This window comes from Micromonospora fluostatini (assembly GCF_050410825.1).
GTDB lineage: Bacteria > Actinomycetota > Actinomycetes > Mycobacteriales > Micromonosporaceae > Micromonospora > Micromonospora rosaria.
The window spans coordinates 4,959,798-4,985,032 of the sequence record NZ_CP191251.1 but is presented as its reverse complement, the minus strand read 5'-3'; the positions used below and the strand labels follow the sequence as shown (position 1 = coordinate 4,985,032).

At 70.0% G+C, this 25,235-nt stretch carries 26 protein-coding genes and 1 pseudogene; 11 read left to right on the top strand and 16 right to left on the bottom strand.

Annotation, left to right across the window (positions count from 1 at the left end; genetic code table 11):
- Positions 1 to 19: 19 nt before the first annotated feature.
- Together ACQUFX_RS21940 and fxlM are read right to left on the bottom strand one after the other, a co-directional pair.
- Complete coding sequence (locus ACQUFX_RS21940) at positions 20 to 187, bottom strand: FxLD family lanthipeptide (protein WP_428962197.1); 168 nt, start codon at positions 185 to 187, stop codon at positions 20 to 22.
- 57 nt (positions 188 to 244) lie between these two features.
- Entirely contained in the window at positions 245 to 1,465 is a 1,221-nt protein-coding gene (fxlM, locus tag ACQUFX_RS21935; protein WP_428962196.1) for a methyltransferase, FxLD system, read from the bottom strand.
- Between the two features lie 460 nt (positions 1,466 to 1,925).
- Here fxlM and ACQUFX_RS21930 point away from each other — a divergent pair, with 460 nt between their 5' ends.
- Complete coding sequence (locus ACQUFX_RS21930) at positions 1,926 to 2,480, top strand: class IV adenylate cyclase (RefSeq protein ID WP_428962195.1); 555 nt, start codon at positions 1,926 to 1,928, stop codon at positions 2,478 to 2,480.
- A gap of 142 nt (positions 2,481 to 2,622) precedes the next feature.
- Here ACQUFX_RS21930 and ACQUFX_RS21925 read toward each other — a convergent pair whose 3' ends face one another.
- The 8 genes and pseudogenes from ACQUFX_RS21925 to ACQUFX_RS21890 form a co-directional block, all read right to left on the bottom strand.
- Entirely contained in the window at positions 2,623 to 3,156 is a 534-nt protein-coding gene (locus ACQUFX_RS21925) for a flavoprotein (protein ID WP_428962194.1), read from the bottom strand.
- On the bottom strand, positions 3,153 to 4,106 hold the full coding sequence (locus ACQUFX_RS21920; protein WP_428967155.1) for a hypothetical protein: 954 nt from the start codon (positions 4,104 to 4,106) through the stop codon (positions 3,153 to 3,155). Before ACQUFX_RS21920 ends, ACQUFX_RS21925 begins: the two co-directional genes overlap by 4 nt.
- 207 nt (positions 4,107 to 4,313) lie before the next feature.
- Positions 4,314 to 4,478, bottom strand: a pseudogene (locus ACQUFX_RS21915) (helix-turn-helix domain-containing protein); the annotation flags it as partial.
- A 271-nt stretch (positions 4,479 to 4,749) separates the two neighbouring features.
- Entirely contained in the window at positions 4,750 to 5,454 is a 705-nt protein-coding gene (locus ACQUFX_RS21910; RefSeq protein ID WP_428962193.1) for a creatininase family protein, read from the bottom strand.
- Positions 5,451 to 6,761 carry a helix-turn-helix domain-containing protein gene (locus tag ACQUFX_RS21905; RefSeq protein WP_428962192.1) on the bottom strand — a complete coding sequence of 437 codons (1,311 nt, stop codon included), beginning with the start codon at positions 6,759 to 6,761 and terminating at the stop codon, positions 5,451 to 5,453. Before ACQUFX_RS21905 ends, ACQUFX_RS21910 begins: the two co-directional genes overlap by 4 nt.
- Positions 6,762 to 6,898: 137 nt before the next feature.
- Positions 6,899 to 7,693 (bottom strand): endonuclease/exonuclease/phosphatase family protein, encoded by a 795-nt coding sequence (locus ACQUFX_RS21900; RefSeq protein WP_428962191.1) that lies wholly within the window; start codon positions 7,691 to 7,693, stop codon positions 6,899 to 6,901.
- An 11-nt stretch (positions 7,694 to 7,704) separates the two neighbouring features.
- The gene (tmk, locus tag ACQUFX_RS21895; RefSeq protein WP_428962190.1) at positions 7,705 to 8,310 is read right to left on the bottom strand and encodes a dTMP kinase; all 606 of its coding nucleotides are present in this window, start codon (positions 8,308 to 8,310) and stop codon (positions 7,705 to 7,707) included.
- Complete coding sequence (locus ACQUFX_RS21890) at positions 8,307 to 9,437, bottom strand: radical SAM protein (protein ID WP_428962189.1); 1,131 nt, start codon at positions 9,435 to 9,437, stop codon at positions 8,307 to 8,309. Before ACQUFX_RS21890 ends, tmk begins: the two co-directional genes overlap by 4 nt.
- Positions 9,438 to 10,088: 651 nt before the next feature.
- On the opposite strand from ACQUFX_RS21890, the gene ACQUFX_RS21885 reads away from it, so the two are divergent.
- The 8 genes from ACQUFX_RS21885 (at position 10,089) to ACQUFX_RS21850 (ending at position 16,470) form a co-directional block, all read left to right on the top strand.
- Positions 10,089 to 11,045, top strand: a complete 957-nt coding sequence (locus tag ACQUFX_RS21885) for an endonuclease/exonuclease/phosphatase family protein (RefSeq protein ID WP_428962188.1) — start codon at positions 10,089 to 10,091, stop codon at positions 11,043 to 11,045.
- A complete protein-coding gene (locus ACQUFX_RS21880; protein ID WP_428962187.1) occupies positions 11,042 to 11,278 on the top strand; it encodes a hypothetical protein in 237 nt (78 codons plus the stop codon). Before ACQUFX_RS21885 ends, ACQUFX_RS21880 begins: the two co-directional genes overlap by 4 nt.
- Complete coding sequence (locus ACQUFX_RS21875; RefSeq protein ID WP_428962186.1) at positions 11,275 to 12,015, top strand: GOLPH3/VPS74 family protein; 741 nt, start codon at positions 11,275 to 11,277, stop codon at positions 12,013 to 12,015. Before ACQUFX_RS21880 ends, ACQUFX_RS21875 begins: the two co-directional genes overlap by 4 nt.
- The gene (locus ACQUFX_RS21870; RefSeq protein WP_428962185.1) at positions 12,012 to 12,671 is read left to right on the top strand and encodes a GNAT family N-acetyltransferase; all 660 of its coding nucleotides are present in this window, start codon (positions 12,012 to 12,014) and stop codon (positions 12,669 to 12,671) included. The genes ACQUFX_RS21875 and ACQUFX_RS21870 overlap by 4 nt, the downstream gene beginning before the upstream one ends.
- Positions 12,668 to 13,297 carry a GNAT family N-acetyltransferase gene (locus ACQUFX_RS21865; protein ID WP_428962184.1) on the top strand — a complete coding sequence of 210 codons (630 nt, stop codon included), beginning with the start codon at positions 12,668 to 12,670 and terminating at the stop codon, positions 13,295 to 13,297. Before ACQUFX_RS21870 ends, ACQUFX_RS21865 begins: the two co-directional genes overlap by 4 nt.
- Positions 13,298 to 13,408: 111 nt before the next feature.
- Positions 13,409 to 14,275 carry a hypothetical protein gene (locus ACQUFX_RS21860; RefSeq protein WP_428962183.1) on the top strand — a complete coding sequence of 289 codons (867 nt, stop codon included), beginning with the start codon at positions 13,409 to 13,411 and terminating at the stop codon, positions 14,273 to 14,275.
- Entirely contained in the window at positions 14,272 to 15,792 is a 1,521-nt protein-coding gene (locus ACQUFX_RS21855; protein WP_428962182.1) for a hypothetical protein, read from the top strand. Before ACQUFX_RS21860 ends, ACQUFX_RS21855 begins: the two co-directional genes overlap by 4 nt.
- 138 nt (positions 15,793 to 15,930) lie before the next feature.
- Entirely contained in the window at positions 15,931 to 16,470 is a 540-nt protein-coding gene (locus ACQUFX_RS21850) for an MmyB family transcriptional regulator (protein WP_428962181.1), read from the top strand.
- A gap of 108 nt (positions 16,471 to 16,578) precedes the next feature.
- Here ACQUFX_RS21850 and ACQUFX_RS21845 read toward each other — a convergent pair whose 3' ends face one another.
- From ACQUFX_RS21845 to ACQUFX_RS21820, 6 genes are all read right to left on the bottom strand, one after another.
- Complete coding sequence (locus ACQUFX_RS21845; RefSeq protein ID WP_428962180.1) at positions 16,579 to 17,253, bottom strand: response regulator; 675 nt, start codon at positions 17,251 to 17,253, stop codon at positions 16,579 to 16,581.
- Between the two features lies 1 nt (position 17,254).
- Positions 17,255 to 18,475, bottom strand: coding sequence for a sensor histidine kinase (locus tag ACQUFX_RS21840; protein WP_428962179.1), 1,221 nt, complete (start codon positions 18,473 to 18,475; stop codon positions 17,255 to 17,257).
- A gap of 10 nt (positions 18,476 to 18,485) precedes the next feature.
- The gene (locus tag ACQUFX_RS21835) at positions 18,486 to 19,571 is read right to left on the bottom strand and encodes a fatty acid desaturase family protein (protein WP_428962178.1); all 1,086 of its coding nucleotides are present in this window, start codon (positions 19,569 to 19,571) and stop codon (positions 18,486 to 18,488) included.
- Positions 19,572 to 19,625: 54 nt separating this feature from the next.
- Positions 19,626 to 20,837 carry an acyltransferase family protein gene (locus ACQUFX_RS21830; protein WP_428962177.1) on the bottom strand — a complete coding sequence of 404 codons (1,212 nt, stop codon included), beginning with the start codon at positions 20,835 to 20,837 and terminating at the stop codon, positions 19,626 to 19,628.
- On the bottom strand, positions 20,834 to 21,811 hold the full coding sequence (locus ACQUFX_RS21825) for an alpha/beta hydrolase (RefSeq protein WP_428962176.1): 978 nt from the start codon (positions 21,809 to 21,811) through the stop codon (positions 20,834 to 20,836). The genes ACQUFX_RS21830 and ACQUFX_RS21825 overlap by 4 nt, the downstream gene beginning before the upstream one ends.
- 286 nt (positions 21,812 to 22,097) lie before the next feature.
- A complete protein-coding gene (locus ACQUFX_RS21820) occupies positions 22,098 to 22,892 on the bottom strand; it encodes a glucose 1-dehydrogenase (protein WP_428962175.1) in 795 nt (264 codons plus the stop codon).
- 150 nt (positions 22,893 to 23,042) lie between these two features.
- Here ACQUFX_RS21820 and ACQUFX_RS21815 point away from each other — a divergent pair, with 150 nt between their 5' ends.
- Positions 23,043 to 23,630, top strand: coding sequence for a TetR/AcrR family transcriptional regulator (locus ACQUFX_RS21815; RefSeq protein WP_428962174.1), 588 nt, complete (start codon positions 23,043 to 23,045; stop codon positions 23,628 to 23,630).
- A gap of 217 nt (positions 23,631 to 23,847) precedes the next feature.
- On the top strand, positions 23,848 to 24,639 hold the full coding sequence (locus ACQUFX_RS21810; RefSeq protein WP_428962173.1) for an SDR family NAD(P)-dependent oxidoreductase: 792 nt from the start codon (positions 23,848 to 23,850) through the stop codon (positions 24,637 to 24,639).
- The last annotated feature ends 596 nt before the right edge of the window (positions 24,640 to 25,235 follow it).

The window sequence follows — 25,235 nt, the reverse complement described above, 5'->3', positions numbered from 1 at the left end:
CCGGACCCACCGAAGCGGGTCAGGACTTGCAGCTCGTGCAGGCCGACGCGCAAGTGCCCCCACAGTTGTCGCTGGTGCTGCGCAGCAGCTCGGGGATCACCGGCCCGGACTCGATGACGCTGATGTCGAGGTCGAACAGGTCGTCGGGGCCGGTCTCGGGCGCAGTGGCCGCGATCGTCGTGGACATGACGGGGATCCTCTCCGTGTGCGGTCAGGGTGGAACGCCCGGCCCTGCCGTCGCCGGTCAGGGCCAGGAGATCGTGACGGTGGTGTGCCGTTTCGGGATGAGCCGGGTTGCGGGGTGCTCGGCGGCGGGCAGCGGCCCGGGGTGGATGCTGATGCGGGCGGCCGGGCCGTGGCGGTGCTCGCGATCCCACACCCGGATTTGCTCGACCAGCCGGTCGGTGAGCCTGTCCGCATCGGGCCCGTGGCCGTAGACGCCGAACTCGTAGGTCTGCTCCTGCGGGTCGACCTCATGGAAGGCGACGTACCCGAACCCCCCGTCGCCGAGCAGCGCGGGAGTGGCGATCGGTGAGGCCGGGTCGACCAGCTCGCGGGCCGCGTCGGTGCGGGCCCGGCTGAGTAGGCAGAACCGGTCCAGGCTGGTCGCGAGCCACAGGAACAGCCCGTCGAACGGCTCCATGCCGCCGAACCGGACTCCGGACCACGTCTCCACCCGGGGCTGGCGCAGTGCCGTACGCAGGGCCTCGACGTCGACCTGCTGGTCGTCGTCGAAGCGGAGGCCGACCTCCTCACCGTGCAACGTCACCAGCCGCTCGGCGTGTGCCCCGGCGCCCTGCACCGCGACGAAGCCGGCCATCTCGTGATCCACGCTGACCAGGTGGTCACCCTCCCGGACCAGCGCCAGCGAGCGGCTCAACCCCCGCATCCGCAACGGCACGACGATCCGGCCGTCGTCCGAGAGCTGGTCCCACCAGGCCGGCGGTACGTCCCAGACCCCCACCGTGACGATGATCCGGTCGTACGGCGCGTGCTGCGGTACCCCGCCGTCGGCGTCGGCGAGGACCACGTTGACGCGTCCGTAACCCGCGGTGTCCAGGAACCGGCGGGCCCGGTCGGTCACGTCGGCGTCGATGTCCACCGTCGTGACCTCACCGCCCGGTCCGACCAGCTCCGCCATCAGGGCCGCGTTGTAGCCACCGGAACCAATCTCCAGGCACCGCATCCCCGGTGTGATCCGCGCCTGCTCCAGCATGACCGCCTGTAACCACGGCGCGGACACCGAACTGATCGTGACCCCGCGCTCGTCGTGCTTCGTCCGGACGACGTCGTTCGCGTACGCCTGCTCCAGCGGCACCTCGGGCGCGAATAGGTGCCGAGGAACGGCGCGGAAGGCCGCCGCCACCTCCGGCGCGGTGATCGATCCTGCGGCCAGGAGCTCCTCGACCAGCACCTGACGGAGGGCGTCGGCACGCGCCGAACCAGCGGCGGCGGTAGTTACCACGATGATCCTTCCTGATGTGGAATGCGGCGTGCACTGAAGGGCACGACCTCGCGCCTCGTGTTGGAACGTAGATCGTGTAATTCGCCAGTTCTGCGGATCTATCGGGTAGGCCCGTCTACTGATTCCGACCGGAACGCCGAAAAGGGCAGCGGTCGACCATACGATCCAGGGCGGACCCTCGAACGCCGGGCCCGGCGGGTCGAGCGGCGAATGCGCGGTGAGATAGACCAACAGGACGGCTGCGACGGTATCCACGAGCGACGGCGGTGTCGCGGTCCGGAGAGCGCCACCCGCGGGCCGAGCCAGGGGGGCGTGCACAAGCTCAGAGTATCCGTCGTGCTCTTGCGCCGGGCCTGGGCTCGCCGGCCCTTATGTTTTTCCGCCAGTCCGCCGGGGGCGGGCGTGAACGGTGTGCGTGGCGTGGTCGGGGCGGCGTCGTTCTCGTGGTTAGGCTGCCGGCGTGGTCGAGGTGCGGGTGACGCAGGAGATCGAGGTCAAGTACCGGGTGTTGGACGAGGACGCGTTGCTGGCCGCTTTGCGGGTGCGGGGTGTGGTGTTGTCGGCGCCGGTCATCCAGGATGATCAGGCGTTCGCTCCGGTGGGGTGGCGGTACGGGATGTCGAAGCGGGGTGTGCCGTTCGGGCGGTTGCGGACGCAGGAGGGCCGGCACCTGTTCACGGTGAAGCGGCCGGTGTCGAACGAGTTGGTGTGTGTGGAGCACGAGACGGTGGTCGCCGATCGTGAGCAGATGCACGGGGCGTTGCTGGTGATGGGGTTCGCGCCGACGGTGCGGATCGTGAAGTCCCGGCGGGTGGGGTCGTGGGGCGACGCGACGGTGTGCGTCGATGTGGTGGACGGCCTGGGAGTGTTCGTGGAGGTGGAGGCGCTGGTCGCGGCGGGCGGGTCGGGTGAGGCGACCCAGGAGCGTCTGCACGGGTGGGTGTGTTCGTGGGGTGTGCCGGTGGAGCGGGTGACCGAGACCTACGACTCGCTGCTCAGGGCCGGTCAGGGATAGCGATCGGATCGGACGCGGGTGTCGGAGCGAGGGTGACCGGTCAGGCCGTTGACGGCTGTTTTCATCGCCACCGCTCGCCGCCCTGCACGCCGTATTGGTGACCGTCCCGGCTCGTCGTGCCGCTGCGAGGATCGCGGTGCGTTCAGGCGGTGGGTCGGCACTGTCGGAGTCTGTCGATGACGATGTCCCAGTGGAAGGGGTCGTCGGGGGTAGCGGGCCGTATGGCTTCGTTGGGGATGAGGTCGACACCTGCGTTCTGGAGTGTCTGGAGGTTGCGGGGGAACGCGGGGTGGCTGCTCAAGGCTGCTTTGGCGTAGGGCGCGGCGACGATGGGCACCGGTTCGGCGAGTGCTTCGTTGAGGATGCCCAGGGCGAGTGTGTCGTTGATGCCGCTCGACCATTTGTTGATGGTGTTGAAGGTGGCGGGTACGACCGCGATGGCGTCCGCTCGTGGGAGGGACTTCGGCTCGCCGGGTTGCCTGGCCTGCGACCGCACGGGATGACCGGTCTGGTGGGCCAGCGCATCGGGGTCGATCCATGACAACGCCGTGGGGGTGGCAACCACGGTGACGTCCCAATGGTCATCGAGTAGCTTCGCCACCAGTTGGCCGATCTGTGCCGCGGGTGGGGCTGCGGTGACGACGAGTAGGAGCACCGGGTTGGCGTGGCTGGTCATGCGACCGCTCCTGCGCGGTGAGCCAAGGCCAGTAGTCCGGGTGTCTCGCTGCGTCGTTCACGTCCGAGTAGCTGGGTGATCAGCGCTCGCGCGGTGGCTTTGTGGCGGATCGCTTGGGGAGCGATTCGTTCGGCTTCGAGGAGGTGGAGCACCGCTTGGGGGTCGCTGTTGCGGGTGGTGCTGTGCATGGTGGCGAGGTCGAGGTGCATCTGGGCGCGCCGGCTCACCAGGGAGGTGGGCAGTTTCGAGGTGTCGATCTGGCTGCCGAGGTGCAGCGCCTGCTGTTGGTCGTGGAGTGCGGTGGCGACGGTGAGCTGGTGGAGGAGCACGTTGGTGGGGCCGAAGGCGGTCCACATCTCGTTGCCGTCGTGCCCAAGGTCGTGCGCGAGCCGGTTGGCTTCGGCCAGTCTGTCGTGAGCGACGTGGTAGTGGCCGTTTCGTGCGGCGATCACTGCCGCATGTAGTAGGAGGGCTCCTCGCACCGACGCGTAGCGGGGTTCGGCGTGCTGCCGATGAGCGGCGAGGCGATCGGCGCCTGCGAGGGCGACCTCCTCGGCGTCGGCGGCGCGGCCGGCGGTTTTCGCGAGGGCGCAGGCGCTCTGGTAAGCGGCGACGCCCAACAGCGCGGCGTCGCCCAGATGGCTTGCCCAGGTGGCGGCACGGTCGGCGGCTATCCATGCCAGGCTGCCGTCGCCGAGCTTCGTCGCGAGCTTGGCGATGATCACATGTGACCACGCTACTGCGCTGACAGCACGGGTGGCATCCTGGCCGGACAGCGACGGCACCAACGCTTCAGCCGCGGCGGCGAGGTCGGGAAGTCGGAGCAGCGTCTCGTACTGTGCTGCCTGGTATGCGATGTTCGAGGAAGTGACCTCAGCTTCGATCTCGTCGAGGGACCTTGGCTCCGCGATGCCGCGCCATCGGTAGTTGAGTACCAGCCGGCGCAGCACCGGCGCCGTACCGGATAGGGGTTGACGCTGTGCCTCGCTCGGGTCGCTACTGCCCTCGGGTGGGTCGGGCTGACCGGCCGCCGCCCACCCCATGCCACTAGCCCTCTGGTATCCGCGTTCCAAGGCCACGATGTGGTCGTAACCAGCGGTGAGAGTTCCGCCGGTGCAGAGGATGTCGTCGCAGCGCTGCCAGAAGGTGCGGTCAGGTCGCTGATGCCCAGTCTCAGCGTTCGCGATGGTGCTGCGCCCATACAGGGTGAGGGGAGCCAACGAGTGCTGGGTGTGACCAGCTGCCTTTCGTAGCGCGGCGAGCTGCTGACCGAGCCTGCGTCTCGCCTCGCGGATGTCGTCCGGACCCCTCGTGTCGGCCACTACCCGCCCTACCTTCCAGTGTGTCGATCGGCCCACCTGCGACCCATTGTGTTGCCCCTCGGGTTTTCCTGTGCACACTGACACGGCCTCGGACGGTGCGTGTTGCCCTTTGGACCTTCCGATCTCCTGGGTCAAGGGCCGGGTCACCCGTGAAGGATGCAGTTCAGGGCATGTGCGGCAGCTCCAGTACTGCACGGAGGGCTGCGCAAGTCGCAATGTCGCGGTTTTGTCGCAACCTTGATGACGTGTCGCCGTTTCCAGGCGTCTCGGGCTACTGAGTGAGCAGGCTGAGAGTTTCGGCGAACGCGGTGGTGAGGCTGGCGAGGATGACACGGCCTTTCACTTCACTGGCTTGGGAAGGTCTGCCGATGATGCCAGTGTCGGTGTAGGCGCTCATGCCGAGCATGAGCAGGTGGGGCCGCTCTGCGAGGTGGTCGGCGGTGTCGAAGCCGTCACGGACCGTGTGGGGCAAGACGTGCAGAAGAATGGAGGTCTCGAGTTCTCCGGCGTGCATATCGTCGTGGCTGCTGGTGGCGAGGCCCGCGTCGTTGCGGGCCCGGTCCCAGTCCGTGCGACCGGGGAACAGCGCAAGCCGCCGCTGCCCCGAGTTGGCCTCTTGAACGACGTTGGAAAGGACGTAGTTTCCCCCGTGACCGTTGACAAGGACGAGGCGGTCGATGCCCTGGTGTCGTAGGGAGGTCTGGACGTCCGTGATGATGGCGTGGAGGGTGCTGGAGCTGATGCTCACGGTTCCCTTCCAGGCGGCGTGTTCGTGGGAGCAGGAGATGGTGACCGGCGGGAGCAAGAACGTGGGGTAGCGGTCGGCCAGCGCGGATGCGATGGCGCTGGCGACGATCGTGTCCGTGGTCAGTGGCAGGTGCGGTCCGTGCTGTTCCATGCTGCCGATGGGCAGGATCGCGACTGTCGCGTTACGTCGCTTCTCATCAGCTGCCGTCGCGGTGGTCCACAGGTTCACGGTGCCATTGTGCCGCTGAGGCGGTGGGCGAGGGCGTAGCGAGCACGGAAGTGCTCTACCTGAGGCTTGGCGCGGTGGGGAGCGAGCAGGACATCGACACGACGTAGTGCACGGGTGAGGCGCAGAGACCCTGCCTCTGCAGCAAGTGAGAGGGCCTGCTCGGCCTGATCGATGGCTTCGTCGAGGTGCCCGAGCAGGGCATAGGCGGTGGCCAGCCACACTCGTGCCAAGCCCTCATCCTGCCGATAGGTCGAGGGCCAGCTCCGGAGAACCTCGTTGAGGATCGTGACCGCTTGCTTTGGCCTGTCGAGGAGGGTGTGGCACTGCCCTTCGTGCGCAACGATGTAGGCGAGTCCGCAGTGGTGCCCAATGGTGTCCGGATCATCGCCGTCGCTGGCTACCGCGACGAGCTTGTGTGCTGCCTGGAGGGCAGCTCCACAGGCGGCGGAGTCGCCAGCGATTGCGTGTGCCTGGGCTCGACGAACGGCGCACAGAGCTTGGTCTCTGGCTGTGAGCGTGCTGTTGTGAGTTGAGGCATGGGCGAGCGCTAGGGCACGGGGTGCATCATGTCGTTCGGCCGCGCGCTGTGCTTGGCGCATGAGGACGTAGGCGGCCGTCCGCCGGTCGCGCGCGGCAGTGGAAAGCGCCAGAGCATGCCTCAACCAGTATTCGGCATTCTGGCTATCGCCAAGGTTGTCGGCGGTCCAACTGGCCAACTCGGCCCACCGGGCTTCCACCCGCTGCAGCTCGGACAAGCTTCGTCCAGTGGTGGTAGCGACGGCCTGATGGATGATAGCGATCTCGCCGCGCACTACATCGTAGATTCGGCGCGGCCCAAAGACGTCGTGAGAGGCTGCGAGGATCCGGAGCATTCCCATCCAGTGCGGAACAAGTGAGGGATCTGCTGTGCCTACTGAAAATGCTGTCGACGAACCGAAAGGGTCCTGATCGCCAGGGTCGTGGCGTTCAGGGTGCCTGTCAGGGATTTCACTCCCCGCTTCTGGTAAGCGGACAACAGCGCGGGCGTCACTTTCTCGCATTGTGCTGGTGCCGCTGGCGATCTCCCGTAGGCGATCGTAGCCGGCGGCTAACGAACCGCCGGTGTTGAGGATGGTGTCGCAACGGACCCAGAAGTCGCGGTTGACGTTCTGGCGACCGCGTTCCACGTTTGCGATGGTGCTGCGCACGTAGTGGGTCAATGGCGCCAACGTCTCTTGCGTGTAACCGGCGGCCTTGCGGGCTTGCGCAAGATGTTTGCCGAGTTCTGCCCTGGCTTGTGTGAGATCCGTTGGTGACGATCCTGACACGACGCCCTCACGATCAGTTGGTCAAGGTATCGGTACGGCTCAGTTGTAACCATCCGTGGGCTTCACGGTAGCGGTGATGGAGCGGCTTGCTTGGCCTGTGCCGACGAGCCGCTGTGGCTGGTGGCTTGTTTTCTTGCTCAGAAGAGGGTGGTGGCTTGCTGACGATGGTTGGTCAGGAGCGTTGGTGTGGGGATCGTGAGGAGAGTGGTGAGGGCGGCGTGGTCGGTGAGGCCGGTCAGGCGTGGTTCGTGGAGGTAGGTGGCGGTGGCGAGGTGGGGTTGGAGTCCGGGGCCGGTGTGGAGGTAGTCGAATCGGTAGCCGTTGCCGTTCCTGCCGATCCAGCTGTGGGCTTGGACTCCGGGGTTCAGGTGGTGGTGGGTGTCGGTGAGATCGAGGGTGGTGAGGGTGTCGAGGAATTCGTATTCGAAGGGGAGGAATCCGGGGTAGCGGGGTTCATGGTCGCGGTGGATGACGTTGTAGTCGCCGCCGATGACGAGGTGGGTGCGGTCGGTGGTGGGGAGGGCGGTGAGGCGGTCGCGGACGGTGGTGAGGAAGGCGCGTTTCTTGGCGATCTTCGCGGGTGTGCGGTCGCTGGACGGGACGTAGAGGCCGAGGACGGTGATGGTGGGGTCGGTGTCGAGGGTGAGGGCGGGTGCGCGTCCGGGGAGGCTGATTCCTCGGGTGAGGTGGGGTGCGGGTTGGGTGGGGATGCGGCTGGCGATGGCGCAGCCGCGGTCGCCGTCGGTGGAGGGTTGGTGGGTGATGTGCAGGCCGGCGGCGCGGAGGTGGGCGAGGAGGTGGTGTGTTCCGGGGCCGTTGCTGGTTTCGGTCAGGATGATCACGTGGTCGTCGCGGTCGAGGAGCCAGGTGAGTAGCCGTTGGGCGCGCGCGGGCGCGGCGGCCTGGACGTTGATGGTCAGGAACGACAGCACGTGAAAGGGCCTCACTGGTCAGGGCAGTGGGTGGGCAGCAGGCCGAGGATAGTGGTGACGATCTGTTCCGGGGTGAGGCTGTCGCACGTGATGGTGTGTTGACGCCATTCGTGTCGCTGTAGGTGTCGGGCGGCATCGCGGTAGAGGGCGAGTTCCTTGGCGGGAGTGCCGGTGGCTTCGAGTCGGGTCAGGTGTGGTCGTGCGGTCAGGCGGGCCTGGATGACGTCAGGGTCGTCTTCGAGGTAGACGACGGTGGCGGGGAGTGCATACCGGTTGTAGGACCAGATTTCGGTGAGGTCGAGGCCGTCGATACGTTGCAGGACGAGGGACGAGGCGACGTACCGGTCGGTGACAACGTGCAGGCCGTCATCGAGGCGGGGAATGATCTCGGTGTCGATGTGCGCGGCGCGGTCAGCGGCGACCGCGAGCGCGAACGCTCTGCCGTGGAGGAACGCTTCCTGGCGTCGGAGGAGTTGCCCGAGCGGTGTGCGGGTGGGTTCGGCGGTCAGGTGAACGCCGGCAGGGCTGGTGTCGGCGAGGCGGTCGGCCAGGAGACGGGCGATGGTGGTCTTCCCGACTCCGTTGGGACCTTCCACGGCGATGAACAGGGCCCTCACCTCGACCGGACGGTGACGGGGAGGAGAGGCCGGCTGCCCGGTGTGGTGACGGGGCACTGGTCGGCGTCGACGGCGCCGATGCGCCCGCCGGCAGCGACGACGGCTGCGGGGCAGCCCTTCCCGCACTGGTCTGTCAGCGCACACGACCCGCAGGTCGGGTTCGCGCCGGGCTGATAGGCGGCGTGGAAGGGATGCTGGTCCAGGGTGAGGGCGGTATCGGTGGTGTCGTCAAGGATGCTGCCGGCCAGGAACTCGCTGTCGCGATGACGGGACGCGGGGGTGCGGGCGGCGAAGACGAGGTACGGGCAGACGGCGACCTGCCCGTCGACGAACACGTAGATGAGCTTGCCCGCGTCGCAGCCGCCCAAGGGCAGGGCGTCGTTGGGAAACCGGATCCGCACCAGGTCCAGTTGGTCGGCGAAGCGGTCTGTCACCGCTCGGATCGCGGTCATCGCATCAGTGGTCGCGGCGAGCCGGCCACGACTTTTGACACCGCGTCCGAACGAAGACAGCGGATTCATCAGCACGTACTCGGCACCGACCTCGACAGCGAAGGCGCACAGGTCGGCGAACTCCTGCGGTCTGGTCAGCGCGTTGGGCGTCGACAGCAACCCCTTGAGGAGACCCGCTTCCGCGAGCTTGCGGGTCGTGGCGACCGTGGTGTCGAACGACGACCGGTCACCGCGAAACCGGCCGTGGCTGGCGGCCCGGAAACCGTCAAAGGACACGTTGACATGCACGCCGCCCATCCCCGCCAGCGCGGCGACATCCGCGTCACTGGTCTGAGTGGCGTTCGTGCAGATTCCCACCGGCAGCCCCTGGTCGATGACCGCACGACACATGGCGAGCACATCCGGATGTACGAACGGCTCCCCACCGGTGAGGGTGACCCGCTCGACACGCGCCCGCATCAGCCGAGGCAACACCCGGTCCACGAAGTCACCCAGGGTCAGGTCGGCCCCAACGGCGGTGGACGACACGAAGCAGTGGGCGCAGTGCAGATTGCACCGCTCGGTGATCTGCACCAACGCCTTACGGCCGTCACCCCCCACCGACGTGCGGAAGTAACACGACGACGCGTGCGTATCAACGATCAACCGCTTCACAGCGACCTCCCACAGCTTCACACGCCGACAATTTGACCGGCGCTAACCCGGCCTTCTCCTCTCCGAGTAAAAACCTGACCCGCCACTGTCGGGAAGCACCGCAATGAGCGCAGCAACAATCCATTGACAATGAGATATCTTGCAGTGACAAAAGCGCGACAGCGGCGAATGTTGGCGGGAATGCTGCCGAATGTCATAGCAGCCCGGACGCCCTGTCCGACATGGCCCGGATTCCTCTTCACTGACTCGCAAGCATCCGCCGCATCGCAGATCCCTGCGGTCATCGACTGTTGAATCTGAATGCCACGCAATCCTTGCGCCAGGAAGGGACTGGTTGTGCCCATCGCCAAAGGCTCGCCCTTCTGCCGGCCACACCGGACACCAACGCGAAGTTCTCCCTTGGACGGTGGCACCTAGGACCAGCAGGTACCCGACAGATCAAATGTGGGCAGCGTATTACGAGTGAGAGCCCGACCGAGGGGCGATGGTCACCGCCGACGTGACCCACTTCAAGAACGCACTCAGCACCCCGGCCGCCTGCTGGTAGACGCCGTCAAGCGGCCCACCTGAACATGCCGCCCCGACCCGTCCCCCTGTGGCTCCGGCCTTCCCGGGCCGGGACGGCACCTCCATCGACCTACCCGAACCAGGCCCATCCATCAGGAGAACCCTGTGATTAAGCGGCTGCGTTTCGCGACCTACAACCTGCTCGACCTGACCCTCACCCCTGACAGCGCTCAGGAGGGTGAGCGGCAGCGGCAGGTCATCCAGACCATCCGCGCGATCAAACCCGACGTCATCGCGGTGCAGGAGCTGAAGTGCCCGCCCGGTCGTGCCGGCCGGCTGGTGGCCGAGGTGGGGGAGCTGACCGGTCTGACCGCGACCGTCCAGGAGTCAGCCGGCCGGGCGGCCCACGCGGTCGCGGTCGGTGATCAAACCCTGCACGTGGCGCTGCTGTGGCGTCCCGGCCTCACCCCGCTGCCGGAAACGTTCCGTACCTACAGTCCGGCTGTGCATCACCATGGCGGGTGGCGGGGTGTGGGCTACGGCTCGCTGGTCCGTCTCGGGTTTGTGGTGGCGGGTCGTCCGGTGACGTTCGCGTCGTATCACGCGCCGGCGTGCGGTCGGCATCGTCGTCTGGACCAGGCCGAGACCGTCCTCGCGGCGGTGACCGGGCCGGCGGGTCCGGTGCTGGTCGGGTCGGACTTCAACGCGGTCGGTGCGGCGCGGGTGAACGGTGACTTCTACGACCCTGACCCGTACACCGGGCATCCGTGGTGGCCGGATCTGGTGCACCAGTGCCACGAGCCCACCCACCCCGGAACCAGCCACCGGGCGGACCGGCGGCCGGCGGCGGTGTGGGAGGCCGGCGGCCTGTATGACGTGGCCGCGCACACGCGCCGTTCGTGGCAGGCGACCACCGGTCATTGGCCGTCGTGTCCGTACAGCGTGCGGGGTATCGCCCGTCGGATCGACATGGTGCACGCGAGCAAGCCGGTGTTGCGGGCGGTGTCGGGGGTGGCGGTGGTGGACACGCCGGTCAGTCGGGCGGCGAGTGATCACCTGCCGGTGGTGGTGGACCTCGACCCGGCGGCGCTGCCGGCCCCTCCCGCTGTGGGTGGGTCGTGACGCGCCTGGAGGAGAGCGGTCACCTCACCGACCGGTTCACCGCTGCGTCCCGCACCGTCCGCGCCCACGCCGACAGCGGCGCCTGCCCTTCCTGCCCGACCGGCGACCCTTGCCCCCAACAGGCGTGGGCGGTCCATGAGCTGGCCGGCTACCCGGGTGGCCGTCTCCTGCTCCACCAACTCGACATCCCTCACGACGAGTCCGCCTCGATTCAGGAAGGTCCGCTGCGGTGATCACAAGCCCCGCCGCCCGCGCGCATGCGCCCCGCCACGCCCGCCCCACCCCCGCACCCGCTTGTCTTCAGGTGCGGGGTGGTGAGGGGTATCGGTTCGCCGACGAGTTCCACCTCCTCGCTCACGACGACACCGGTCAGCCGCGTCTGCCCCGTCCGGTGGCGGCGTACGGGTTGGCCGCCGCGCTGCTCGCGGAGCTGCACGCCAGCGGACGGGTCACGTTCGACCAGGGGCAGGTGGTCGTGCGGGACCGTCACCGGCCGGTCGACGTGGTGCACGGGGTGCTGCTGGACCGGATCACCGCCGTCGGACCGTACCCGACGCGGGTGTGGCTGGCGTTCCTCGCCGAGTCGGCGCACCGGCAGGTCGAGCACCGGCTGTGTCAGACCGGGCTGCTGACTGCCTACCCGGCCCGTCGGTGGTGGCGGCGGGGGAGGCCGTCCGGCTATCGGCCCGCTGACCGGTTCGATGCGGCGTGGCCGTGGGTGCGCTTGTCCCAGCAGCTACGGGATCGCACTCCGCTGGGTGACAGCGATCGGATCCTGGCCGGGTTGGTCTTGCACACTCACCTGGACACCGCGCTTCTGGCCGGTGCCTCGCTCAACGCCCGGGTGCATCTGCGCGAGGTGGTCGCTGATGTGCAGCCGCCGGTGCATGAGCTGTTCACCGACCTTGCCGCGATGGTCAACACCGGCCTGCCTGCGGCTGGTGGACCGAGACCGGGAGTACCCCGATGACCACCACGGTGGCCGTCGAACCCGCCACGCTCGACGACGTCGATGCCCTCGCGGACGTTCTCGCGGAGGCGTTCCACGGCAGTCCGGTCGCTGGCTGGCTCATCCCCGACCCGACCGACCGCCACACCATCTACCACCGCTACTTCACGGCGGCCTTGCTCCAAGGCCTGGAGCACGGGCACGTGGACACGGTCGCCGACCGCAGCGCGGTGGCGGTCTGGTACGCCCGCCTGCGCCCGCCACCCCCACCCACCGCAGAGCATCAGGCGGTGCTGGCGGAGGCGACCGGCCGGTACGGGCCGCTGTTCGCGCTGATGGAGGCGCTGTTCGAGGTCGGTCACCCCGACGAGCCGCACCACCACCTCGCCCACCTCGCCGTCCACCCCGCCCGGCAGAGCCGCGGCCTCGGCACCGCCCTCCTGGACCACCACCACCGGCGTCTGGACGCGCAGGGTGTGGCCGCCTACCTGGCGACCACCAACCCACGCGCCGCCCTCTACCAGCGGCTCGGCTACCACACCTGCCCGCCCATGACCCTGCCCGACGGCCCCGCCGTCTGGCGCATGTGGCGTCCCGGGCCGGCCGGGCTGCCCGCCGCGTTCCCGAGCACCGTCACCCCACCTGTCGACTGCTTCCGCGAGGACCCCATCCGATGACCGTGCCCGTAACCCACCACATCCGGCAGGCCCTGCCCGGCGATGTGGCCGTGATCGCGGCGATGCTCACCGCCGCCGCCGTCCACGACCCCCTCACCCGGTGGCTGCTCCCCGGTGACGCCACTCCCCGCGACCGCTACGACCAGCTCCATCCCCTGTTCGCCGCAGAGGTCGCCCACGCCGTCGACTTGGGGGATGTGGACGTGCTCGACGACGTGACCGGCGTCGCCGTGTGGCACCACCACGCCCACCCCGACACCACCCCACCCCCGCGACACCACTTCGGCCCCGACACCGGACGCGCGGCCGTCCGCTCCGCGCAACTCCAGACGACCGTCGACAGCTACCGGTCCGCGGCACCCCACCACTGGCTCACCTACCTGTGGATCCACCCCAGCCTTCGCGGGCTGGGCGCCGGCCGGCAGTTGCTCGACCACCGCCACCAAATTGCCGACGAGGAAGGGCTGCCGGTCGACACGGTCGTCACCACCACCGCCCTGCGGGACCACCTCACCGCGTGCGGCTACCACCCCGACCTGCCCCTACGCCTACCCGCAGGGCCCGCGCTGTGGCCGCTGCGCCGCACCGGCCGCCCGCTGCCCGCCCACCCCGCGCCTGCCCGCTGAACCGCAGCCGACCCTCCGGCAACGGCCACGTCGTTCGCCTCGCCCCCGCCGGCACCGGCCGGGGTCGACGGTTCGGGCACCGACCCCCGACTGTTTACCGAGTTGAGGACCATGACCCTGCCCCACATCCGCGTGCGGCCCACCAGCCGCCGCCGCCCTCTCGCCTTCCAGACCCCCGTCACCTGCTTCCGGAACCCGGACACCGGACACCGGCTGCAGGTGGCATCCACCTTCCACTTCGGAGAACCCGGCTACTACCAGGCGCTGCTCGACGACATCACCGCCCACGAACGGGACGGCTGGCAGGTGCAGCACGAAGGCTCCCAGCACCTCACCCCCGCCGACACCCCGACCGCCGACGAGCAGACCGTCCTCAACGACCTCGCGGCCAGCCGTGACCTCGACACCCGGCGCATGAGCGTGCTCGGTTGGGTCTCCCAACATTCCGTCCTGCACCGCCCTACCTGGCGCACCGTCGACATGGCCGACCTCGACATCATCCGCGCCGTCGGCCACGACACCATGCGCGCCCACCTCACCACCACCCGGAAACGCCTCGACTGGCCCGACACCCAACCCTGGCAGCACTGCCGCTTCCACGCCCTGCTCGCCCTCGGCGTGCGCCACATCGCGCGGGCCGCCGCCCACGGGAACGATCCCCACGGACCCCGCCCCCACCCGGACCCGCGGAAAGAGGCGCTGGACCGGGTGTTGCTCGACGCCCGCACCGCCCTCGCCGTGAACACCGCCACCACCACCGACGGGAACGTGGTGATGGTGTGGGGCGCCGCACACCTACCCGGCATCGCCGCCGAACTCGCCGGCCACGGCTACCACGTCGACCCCGCCGACACCCGGTGGCACACCGTCGGCCTGCTCCCCCCGGTCACGGCCTCGGCTATCCGCTACCTCCTGCGCAGACCCCCCACACCCCACCCCACCACCAGCACCGAAGCCGTTGCCGAGGCCTCCGCGTGAACCGCACCCTCAAGCCCGCGCTCCTGCTCGGCGGCCCCGTCCTACTCGCGGCCGGATGCTTCGGCATGGCCCCCTACTACACGACCATCGCCGTGTGGGAACTCCGCCCCATCCTCCCGATCGCGCTCGCCGCCACCGTCGGCCTGGCCATCGCCGCCGGCCTCGGCAGCCTCGGCGCCCACCTCGACGAGTACGACAACCGGCCGATGATCGGCCTCGGCCTCCTCGGCTGCCTGATCGGTGCGATCGTGGCGGTCGGGTGGATCACCCACACCCAGTACCAGCAGGACCGCACCCTCACCGGCACCCTGACCGTCACCACCGACCCGGTGCCGGACCTCGCCGGCCGGACCCCGTTCCAGGTCGCCCAGGCACAGGCCCGCGCCTCCCTGCCGGACGGGGGTGACATCGTCAGCGACGCCCACCTACCCGACCAGGACCGCCACGCCAGCCTCATCACCCGGCGAGGCATGCTCGCTGGCTACTCCACCGTCCTCACCATCGGCGGGCAGGGCACCGCCGAGCAGTGCGAATTCGACCGCGAGCGGGCCGACGCCCGCGCCGGCGGCCTGTTCGCACACAACCTCGGCCGCCAGATCTCCACCCACCAACGGTGGGTCCGCTTCGCCGCCGACGACATCTACGCCTACTGCGACCGCGACCGGCCCGTCGTGGTCGTGCCGTTGAAACGGCAGACCGGCATCCTCGTCGTCACCGAGAAACCCGCCGGCGTGGCCCTCTACGACGGGAAGACCGGCGAGTTGACCATCACCACCGACACCACCGGAGTACCCGGCCCGTCGTACCCGTTGAGCCTCGCCGCGCAGCAACGCGCCGCCACCACGGGCATCGGGTCCTTCACCGACTGGCTGTTCCGCCGCACCGGATGGGAACTCCCCGACGACGACGTCAACTCCGCCAACACCGCCGAATACACCCTCACCACCACCGGCAGCGGTCGGCCGGCCTACGTCACCCCGATGACCGCACGCGGATCCGCCACCGCCATCTCCGCCATCACCACCCTGCCCGCCCGACACCCCGGCCTCCGCCTCGCGCCGCTGACCGTCCACCGCCTCGACCCCGCCTGGGTGTCCCCGACGGCCATCGTCGACCGGATCCGCGCCGACTACCAGGACCTCCCCAACTGGCACACCATCACCATCTACGAAGTCATCCCTGCTGGCCGCGACCGGTGGACCGCCACCCTCGGAACCGGACAAACCATCCTCTACCGCGCCACCGGCACCGGCACCCTCACCGGCGACACACCCACCTGCCTCCACCACACCGACGGCACCATCCTCCGCTGCGGCAGCACCGCCAACACCCACGGCAACGGCCCCGGCCTCCACTACGCACCCGACCGCGCACCCAGCCCAGGCGAACGCCCTAGCCCGTCATCCGCCCCGAACGACAGGGACCTCACCCGCATGACCGACCAGCAACTCGCCGACCTGCACCGCCGCATCGCCGACGAAACCGCCTGCCGCCTCCAACACACCTGCCACCGATAGACGGCCGGTCGAGTCACAGCGGCGGTCTCGCCAGTCCGCGACCAGACACAACCGGCACCCCGACCACCGCCACCGGCCGACTGACCGGCCGCCGACGCCAGTCGTCATGTCCCACGGAAGGCGCGCTCTCTCTTGCTCATGGTCATCGGTATGGCACTGCTGTTTCCAGAGGTCACCGGCCAGGCCGTCACGCCACCGTCCCCGGCCACGGTCGCGCGTCACGTCGGGGACGCCCGACTGGACAGGGCGATGCCCTGCGGGCGGTGCCTCGTCTGCCACCTCGACACCCTCACCTGGCCGCCGACCCCCACACCTGCCGCTGAACTTGCTCCAGCGAGCAGGAACCGTCCCGCACTGGGGTGTGGAAGCGGTCGAAGACTGGAGGTTCGGCCCTGCGACCCTGTTCGCCACCCACGGCTAGGGGTGTACACGGTGGCCGGCAAACCGCCCGGCGACAAGGCCCTCCACCACCCGGCGATCGGCCGGATCGTGCTCACCCACCACAGTTTCGCCGTTCCCGAAACGAGCGGCCAGCACCTGCTCGTCTACGGCAGCGATCCCGGCACGCTCGCTCTCCTCCGCAGTGTGGCCACGTCAGCGACGCGATTTGATTGGCGGGCACGATATCGGCTGACAGCTCCTGACTCTTCGAGCGTTGGGGTCCACGCCAGCAGATGACGGCGCAGGCGAGGGCGCGGAAGGCATCGATGCCGTCACGGATCTCCCAGCGGGTGCGGAGGCGGCGGAACCAGGGGTCCAGGTCCGGTCTCTGGCGTAGGGGGTGTGCTATTCGCCCGGGGTCACCAGGCCCGCTTCGTAGGCGAAGACGACCGCCTGGGCCCGGTCGCGCAGGTCGAGCTTGGTGAGGACACGGCTCACGTGGGTCTTCACCGTCTGCTCGGCCAGTACCAGCGTGCTCGCGATCTCCGCGTTGGAGCGGCCCCGGGCGACCAGGGTGAGCACCTCGGTCTCGCGTTCCGTCAGACCCTTGAGCCGCAGCGCGGGCCTGCCCCTCGCGACGGGACGCTGCCTGGCGAAGTCCGCGATGAGACGGCGCGTCACGGAAGGAGCGAGAAGCGCGTCACCCGAGGCCACGACGCGTACCGCCGCGATGAGGTCGGCCGGCGGGGCGTCCTTCAGCAGGAAGCCGCTCGCGCCCGCCCGGAGCGCTTCGTACACGTAGTCGTCGACGTCGAACGTGGTGAGCATCAGGACGCGCGGCCGGTGCGCCACACCGGGTGACGGCGTGAGCATCTGGCGGGCAGCCTCCAGGCCGTCCATCTCGGGCATGCGGACGTCCATCAGCACGACGTCGGGGCGGGTACGGCGGCTCAGCGCGACGCCCTGCGCACCGTTGGCGGCCTCGCCCACCACGTCGATGTCGCTCTGGGCGCCGAGCAGCGCGGCGAAACCGGCCCGCACCATGGCCTGGTCGTCGACGATGATGACCCGCGTCGTCACGTCAGTCCCTCTCCGTCAGGGGAAGCCGGGCGGCCACCCGGAAGCCGCCGTCCGGCAGCGGCCCCGCGTCGAGGCTGCCGCCGAGCAGCCGTACCCGCTCCCGCATGCCGACCAGGCCGTGCCCGGTGCCGTTCACCTCCAGCGGCACGGTGGGCGGCACCGGCGGCGCGTCGTTGACGACCAGGACGGTGAGCTGCTCCCCGTCCTCGGACAGGGACAGCGACACCAGGGTCGAGGCGCCCGGCGCGTGCCGCACGACGTTCGCGAGCGCCTCCTGGACGATACGGTACGCCGAGAGGCCCACCGCCTCGGGAACGTCGGCGTCGCAGGGGGTGAACTCCACCGGTCCGCCGGCCCTCGCTGTCGCCTCCACCAGGTGCCCGACCTGCTGCAGGCCCGGCTGGGGCACGAGCTCGCCGTGCGTCTCCTCGCTGCGCAACACGCCGAGGAGCCGGCGCATCTCGCCGAGCGACTCCCGCGCGGTCGCCGCGATGGCCGTGAACTCCTCCTTCGCCTGCGGCGTCAGCCCGTCGAGACGGTACTCCGCGGTGCCCGCCTGCACCGTGATGACGGACATGTGGTGCGCCACCACGTCGTGCAGCTCACGCGCGATGCGGGCGCGTTCCTCCAGCAGCGTCCGCCGGCCCCGCTCCGCCTCGCTGATCGTCTCCTGCACGACCAGTCTGCGCCGCACCTCGTGCCACTCGCGGAGCGCACCGGCGAGCAGCAGGGCCACCCCGCTGAGAATGGTGAGCAGGACGCCGTTACCGCTCGTCCCGTCGGGCGCGAGGAACGCCAGGGCGACGCCCGCGCCCGCCGTCGCCAGCCACACCCGCAGCAGCGTCCGGCGCCGCTCGCGCAGGCCGAGGGCGAGGCAGAGGCCGACGTACCCGACGATCTCCATGGGCGGGAACGGCCACGGGAGCCCCGCCTCGAAGCCGGCACCGAGCAGGACGAGCGCCCCCGCCACGTCGGCGACGAAGACCACGTACCAGGCCCGCAGTGGGTGGAGGACGGCGAGCAGCAGCGGTACCGTCTGCGCGACGGCCAGCGCGCTCGCGATGCCGCCGCCGAGTCCGTAGGTGGCGGTGAGCACCCCGATGGTGGTGGGCAGCAGGACGACGCAGAGCACGAGCGCCACCCCCCACGGCAGCAGCCGTACCCACCGACGGGGGGCATCCGCGAGGAGCGCCCGCGGGTCGTCCTCCTGCGCTGCGGTCATGGCCACCACCCTAGGCGCGGGGCGTCGGCGTGAGGTCGGCACGCAGCGGTTCTCCCACCGCGTGCAGGTGTCGCAGGCCCTGGCGGTAGGAGTCGACGAGGCTGGTCTCCGCGTAGGGGATGCCGAGGTCACGGCAGTGGGCCCGGACCATGGGCTGGGCGAGCCTCAGGTGGGGGCGGGGCATGCCGGGGAACAGGTGGTGCTCGATCTGGTAGTTGAGCCCGCCGAGGAACCAGTCGGTGAGGACCCCGCCCCGGACGTTGCGGGAGGTCAGGACCTGACGCCGCAGGTGCCCCCATTTCTCGCCGTCGGGGTCGGGCATCTCCATCCCCTTGTGGTTGGGTGCGAAGGCCATCCCCAGGTGCAGCCCGAAGAGGGCCTGGTGGATCGCGGTGAAGACGATCGCGTGGGCCAGCGGCAGGGTGGCCAGGAGCAGGGTGACGTAACCGGCGGCATGGGCGGCCAGGAGCGCGCCCTCCACCAGCCGCGCACGGCCGGTCTGGCGGCGCAGGTACCGGAGTCCGGACACCTTCAGGGCGATCCCCTCCAGGAGGGTGAGGGGGAAGAACAGCCAGGCCTGGTGACGGGTGAGCCAGCCGCGCAGGCCCGTGCGCGTGGCGGCCTGCCCGCTGGTGAGGACCAGGATGTCGGCGGCGACGTCGGGATCCTTGTCGATGTGGTTGGGGTTGGCGTGATGGCGGTTGTGCTTGTCGTTCCACCACGCGTAACTCATGCCGAGCAGCAGGTTGCCGTGGATGAGCCCGATCCGACGATTGGTGGCGCGGTTCTCGCTGATCTGGGCGTGCCCGGCGTCGTGGCCGATGAACGCCGTGCGGGCGGACAGGACGGCGAGGACGGGGGCCAACACCAGGACCCACCACGAGCCGCCGACGAGCGCCATACCGGTGACGACGGCGGCCAGGCCGAGAGCATTGGTCACGATGGTGCGGGCGTACCAGCCGGTGCGCCGACCGAGCAGTCCCCGTTCCTTGACGGCGCGCAACAGCGGCGTGAACTCACTGCCGGGGCTGCGGGGGAGTGCTCCGGCGGGGGTGCTGCCGGGCTGCGGCGCAACGGTGTCGACGGCCGAGGACATGGGTGTACTCCTTCGTTCGGTGGATCGGGTGGAGGTGGGGCGCGGGTCCATCGCTCACGCCGCCAACGCGAAGTAGCCGAAGCCCGCCGCCAGCACGCCCACCGCCACGCGGCGGGCCATGCCGGTACGCTCCCACGGGGCGTCCAGGGGCCGGGCGACCTTCGCGATCGCCACGAACAGCCCCGCGAAGAGCGGCATCCAGGCCAGCCGCGCCAGCAGCCACCCGGCCGTCTCCGGCGCCTCGGTCAGACCGGCGATCTCGCCGACGGACGAGGCGGGGAGCGCGACGGCGAGCATCGCGGTCTGGTGCCAGCACAGGATCGTCATCGCCAGCAGGTTGATGACCACCACCGGGGCCCACAGGGCGGGGCGGCTCAGCAGGCGCGCCAGCCTGTCGCGCAGCAGGACCGCCGCACCGGACTGGGTGGCCGCGAGCGCCAGCACCAGCAGGGACGGCGGATGGGAATTGGTACGGACCGCGCCGGGCACGCCCACCATCGACACCGGGTACCGGAAGGCGAGCAGCAGCGTGGCGAACAGGACCGCGCCACCCGCCAGCAGCAGCCACGCCTGGCGGCGACTGAGCCGCTTGTCCGCCCAGGACACCCCCAACTGGTAGGCGAACATCCAGCCGGCGAGCAGATTCAGCAGACCCAGCCAGGACGGCACCGCGTCCGCGTACGGCCCGTACCGCAGGAGGTCGACCACCGCGACGGAGCCGAGCAGCGGGGCGGCGGCCCAGAAGCCCAGCCGCCGGGAGGCGCCGACGCAGTACGGCGTGAGGGCGGTGATCACCGCGTAGACGCCGACGAACCACAGGGGCTGGACGACCAGGGTCGACGCGGTGTGCAGCGTGACGGTAGGAAAGCCGAAGCCGTAGTACAGGATCGGGAGCAGCAACGCCCACCCGGCGGTGACCCCGAGGACCGGACGGCCCAGGCGCCGCAGACGGCCGAGCGTCCACTCGCGGACCGAGCCCGCGCGGCGCTGGTAGGAGAGGTACGAGGAGTAGCCGCCGACCAGGAAGAAGATGCCCAGCATCTGGAGGATCCAGCTCGCCGGGGCGAGCGCCCCGAACGTGGCCAGCGGGCTGGCGTTGTGCAGTCCCCCGCCGGCGTCGAGGGTGAAGCCCCCGACCAGCCAGTGGCCGGTCGGGACGGCCAGGAGCGCCAGCGCGCGCAGCCCGTCGACGGCGCGGTCGCGGTGGGCGGGGGTCCGGGCGTCGACCGTGGCGGCGAGCGTCGCGCACGTGGTGGGAACCCTCATCGCCGGCCTCCACCCGCGATCTCCGCGAAGGCGGTCAGGGTGGCGGTGCCGGGAGTGAAGTACGCGTCGTGCGCGGGGACGTCGTCGGCGGGCAGGACGGTCGCGCCGAAACCGGGCGAGGTGGGGTCCGCGCCGTGGCCCAGACCCAGGAACTCGACGTTGGGCACCCGGTCGATCCAGTCCCGCGGGGACTTCGCCGCCCAGACGCGCGCCCCGGTGCCCAGTGCGGCGGCGTCGTCGACGCGCAGGCCGGGCGAGCCCAGGACGACGATGTCGCTCGCGTCGGTGCCGGCGGCGGCGAGGCCGCAGACCACCGAGCCGTAACTGTGGCAGAACAGGACGGGGTCGGGGAGGCCGGCCGCGTCCAGGCCGTCGACGAAACGGGCGAGGCGTTCGGCGCCGGTCGCGGCGAGCCGGCCCGTCGCCAGGTCGAGGCCGACGCCGGAGGGGGTGCGGTAGCCGGCCCAGGCGATGACGGCGGTGTCGTCGCCCGCCTCCGCCTGGAGGTCGGCGGCCTGCCGTACCGTACGGTCGAACCTCGCCGCGTCGACGTCCGCGCCGGGGACGACCACCGCCACGTGGGCGGCGCGCCTCAGGTCACCCACGACCTGCGTGATCAGCCCACGGCCACGCGGATCGTACGCCAGCACCTGGTCGCCGACGCCGGCGTTGGCCTCGTACCGGAGCTCCACGGGTGCGCCGTCGAGGTTGCCCACCACGGTGGGGTGTTCCTCGACGAGCCGCTGCCGCTGCGCGTCGGTGAGGCCGGCGAAGAAGGCCGCCACCTCCGGCGGGCTGGCCGTGGCCGGGTCCGGTAGCTGCCTGCCGAGTGAGTCGTCGGCCAGCCAGGCGGCGGTGCCCGGGAGCGGACCGTCCGGCGCGCTCCCGCTGGTCGCCGAGGCGGTGCCGGGCGTGCCGCCGATCACCAGGGTGGTCACTACCGCGGTGGTCAGCAACGTCCCGAAGCGGCGCATCCGTCCGTCTCCCTCTGTCTCGTCCGTGGTGACGAGGAGAAGGTAGGGAAGCGGTACGGGGTGGGGCATCACACCGGGGTAGCGACCCTGACGTGGTACGCCGGTAGGGGGTGGGGTAGCTGCGATCGTCGCCGACCGGCAGCGGTCGAGCTGTCGCGTGCCTCCGGGTGTACCAGGCCGACCCGCACGCCGCCCTCGGTTCCGAGTGGCGGACCGGGGCCCGGGGCGGGACCTCGCCTGGCGCGGTGGCCTCTCCTCAGAGGCGACCGCAGCGGGATCGAGGAGGTCAGGCGGCTTCGGCGACCCCCGCCGGCAGCGCCGGGCCGAGCAGCAGGCCGCCGTCGAGCACCAGCTCGGTGCCGGTCGCGAACGATGCCTCCGGTGAGGTCAGGTAGAGCAGTGCCGCGCTCACGTCCGCCGGGGCGCCGAGTCGGGGGATCGCGAACGGCTCCGGGTCGTAGAAGTCCGAGATGGGCCGCTCACCGGGTGCGGCCGGTTCGTGGATCAGCCTGGTCGAGATGACACCGGGGTGGATGGCGTTCACCCGGATGTTGTCGCGGCCCAACTCGAGGGCGGCGCTCAGCGTCAGGCCCCTGACCGCCCATTTGCTGGCGACGTACGAGGCGTAGAGTGCGGTTCCCCCGTACCCCATGGTCGATCCGATGTTGACGATGGAACCGCCGCCGGCGCGCCGCATCGCCGGGGTGACGGTCTTGATACCGAGGAACTGGCCGGTCACGTTGATCGCGAGAGCGCGGTCCCAGCGGGCCTGGTCGGTGGCTTCGATCGTGGTGGCGGAGTTCTGGACGCCCGCGTTGTTGACCAGGATCGTCAGCGTGCCGAAGGCCTGCTCGGTGGCGGTGACCGCAGCGGCCCAGTCGTCCTCGCTGGTGACGTCGAGGCGGACCGCGAGGGCGCGGTCGCCCAGTTCCGTAGCGAGCTGCGTGGCCCTGCTCAGACCGCCCGCCGTGCTGCCGATGACGACCTTCGCGCCTTCGGCGTGGTACGCCCGTACGTGGCTCTCGCCGAGTCCGCCGGTGCCGCCGGTGATCAGGGCGGTCTGGTGGGTGAAGCGTGTCATGGGTACCCCTTCAATGGATCAGTAAGTGAGCTGACCGACTCACCTCACCATCGAACGCTACTGACCGGGTGGAGGTGAGTCAAGTGACTCACCTCGCCATCGGGCATACTGGAACCCATGCGCACCGAACCCTCGGCGTACCACCGACGCGTGGCAGAAGAGAAGCGCGCGGCCATCCTCGCGGCCGCCACCGGCCTGTTCCTGGCCTCCGGCTACGACAGCACCTCGCTCGCCAGGATCGCGGAGGCGGCGGGGGTCTCGAAGGCGACCCTCTTCAAGCAGTTCCCCACGAAGGCGGCTCTCTTCGACGCCATCGTGACCGAATCCTGGAGGGTCGAGGACTCCGGGGCCCCGGACCCGTCCGCCGAGGACCTGCGGGCCGGCCTGACCGCGATCGGTCACCGGTACGTCGAACTGCTCACCCGCCCCGGAATGACCGCACTGTTCCGCATCGTCATCGCCGAGCTGCCGCGCTTCCCCGAACTCGGCGAAGCCCAGTTCAGCCAGGGAAAGCTGCCCTACTTCGAGTCGGTCAGCCGGTACCTGGCCGCCGCACACGTCGCCGGCTCCGCGACGGTCGAGGACCCCACCCTCGCGGCGACCCAGTTTCTCGGCATGATCTCCAACTTCGTCTTCTGGCCCACCCTCCTGCTGACCGACTGGGCGCCCGAACCCTCCGCGATCGAGCGGGCCGTGGCGGAAGCGGTGGAGACCATGATCGCCCGGTACCGGCCCTGAACACGGCCGAAGGCCGGGATCGTGGCGCCGGGGCCCGGCCGGATCGCGCGTGATCAGGTGCTGAGCAGGCGTGGGCCGCCTCGGGAACCCATCCTGCTCTGTTCGCTCATCGCATGCTCATCGGCCGCTGACAGCATCGGACCTGCCGCTGCCGAGATCCGGCGGGGTGACGAGGTCCCGGCTCCGGTCGGCGGCCATTCCCGAGGGGAACGAACACATGGACCTGCGAATCAAGGGCAAGACCGCGTTCATCAGCGGATCGAGTCAGGGCATCGGCTACGCGACGGCCAGGGCCCTGGCCGCCGAGGGCTGCGACGTGATCCTCAACGGCCGCGATGCGGTGAAGCTGGACAGGGCCGTGGCAGCGTTGCGCGGCGAGGTGCCCGGCGTGTCCGTCACCGGCCTGCCCGCCGACTTCGCGGTCACCGCCGACGTGGACCGGCTGTGCGAGCAGATCCCGAGCGTCGACATCCTGGTCAACAACGTCGGGCTCTTCGAGCTCAAGCCCTTCGAGCTGATCTCCGACGACGACTGGCGGCGCTATTTCGAGGTCAACGTCCTCAGCGGCGTCCGGCTCGCCCGGCGGCTCCTGCCGACGATGCTCGAGCAGGACTGGGGACGGATCGTCTTCGTCAGCAGCGAATCGGGCGTCAACATCCCCGCCAACATGATCCACTACGGCACCTCCAAGACGGCGATGCTCTCGGTGGGCAACGGACTGGCGAAGCTCACGAAGGGCACCGCGGTGACCGTCAACTCGGTGCTGGGCGGCCCGACGTACTCCGACGGCGTCGCCGGGACGGTCAAGGCGCTGGCCGACGCGCAGTCCATCCCCGAGGAGCAGATGAAGGCGGCGGTCATCGGTGCCAACGAGACTTCCCTGCTGGGGCGGTTCATCGAACCGGAAGAGATCGCGAACGCGGTGACCTTCCTCGCCAGTCCCCTCGCCTCCGCGATCAACGGATCGGCTATGCGCGTCGACGGAGGTGTGCTGACCACGCTGCTGTGAGCCGCGCAGAGCCAGATCGGAACGTCAGCAACGCGTGGCCGAGTCGCCTCGGCACGCCGACGGTGGGGAGGTGAGACGGACGGTGACCACCCACCGGACCCCGCGGCGGGGCCGCTGTGCACCGGCTACGGTAGCCGCGGCCCGGCCCTCCCGTCCGGGTCACCAACGGCCGGCCGGTTCCGGGCGAGCGCACGCACGTCCGCTACCGCCAAACCGCCCCGGACACTGGGGCGAGGCGCAGTGCGCCGACGCAAGAGCCTCCCATGCCGCTCCGCGCAGACGTCCGGAATATCGGGGGCATCTCGGTGTACCTGACTACCACGTTCTTCCAGCCGTAAGCGAGTTCGAGGCTCGCGGAGGGTTGCCGCCTCAGCGCCCACTCCCCAGCCGACTCCTCGACCGAGAGTCGGTGGCATTATGACCATCGATGATGTGCGCGGTGTGTGCTCCCCAGCGGATGCCAACCCCGTGCCAACGCGGGTCACCGCGGCTGACTGCTGGTCGCAAACCGGTGCTCGGGTGCTCGGGTGGTGGTCCTGGTCCGCGACAACGGGGGTCCGGGTGACGGGGGTGAACGTGGACCACTCCCTGCCATC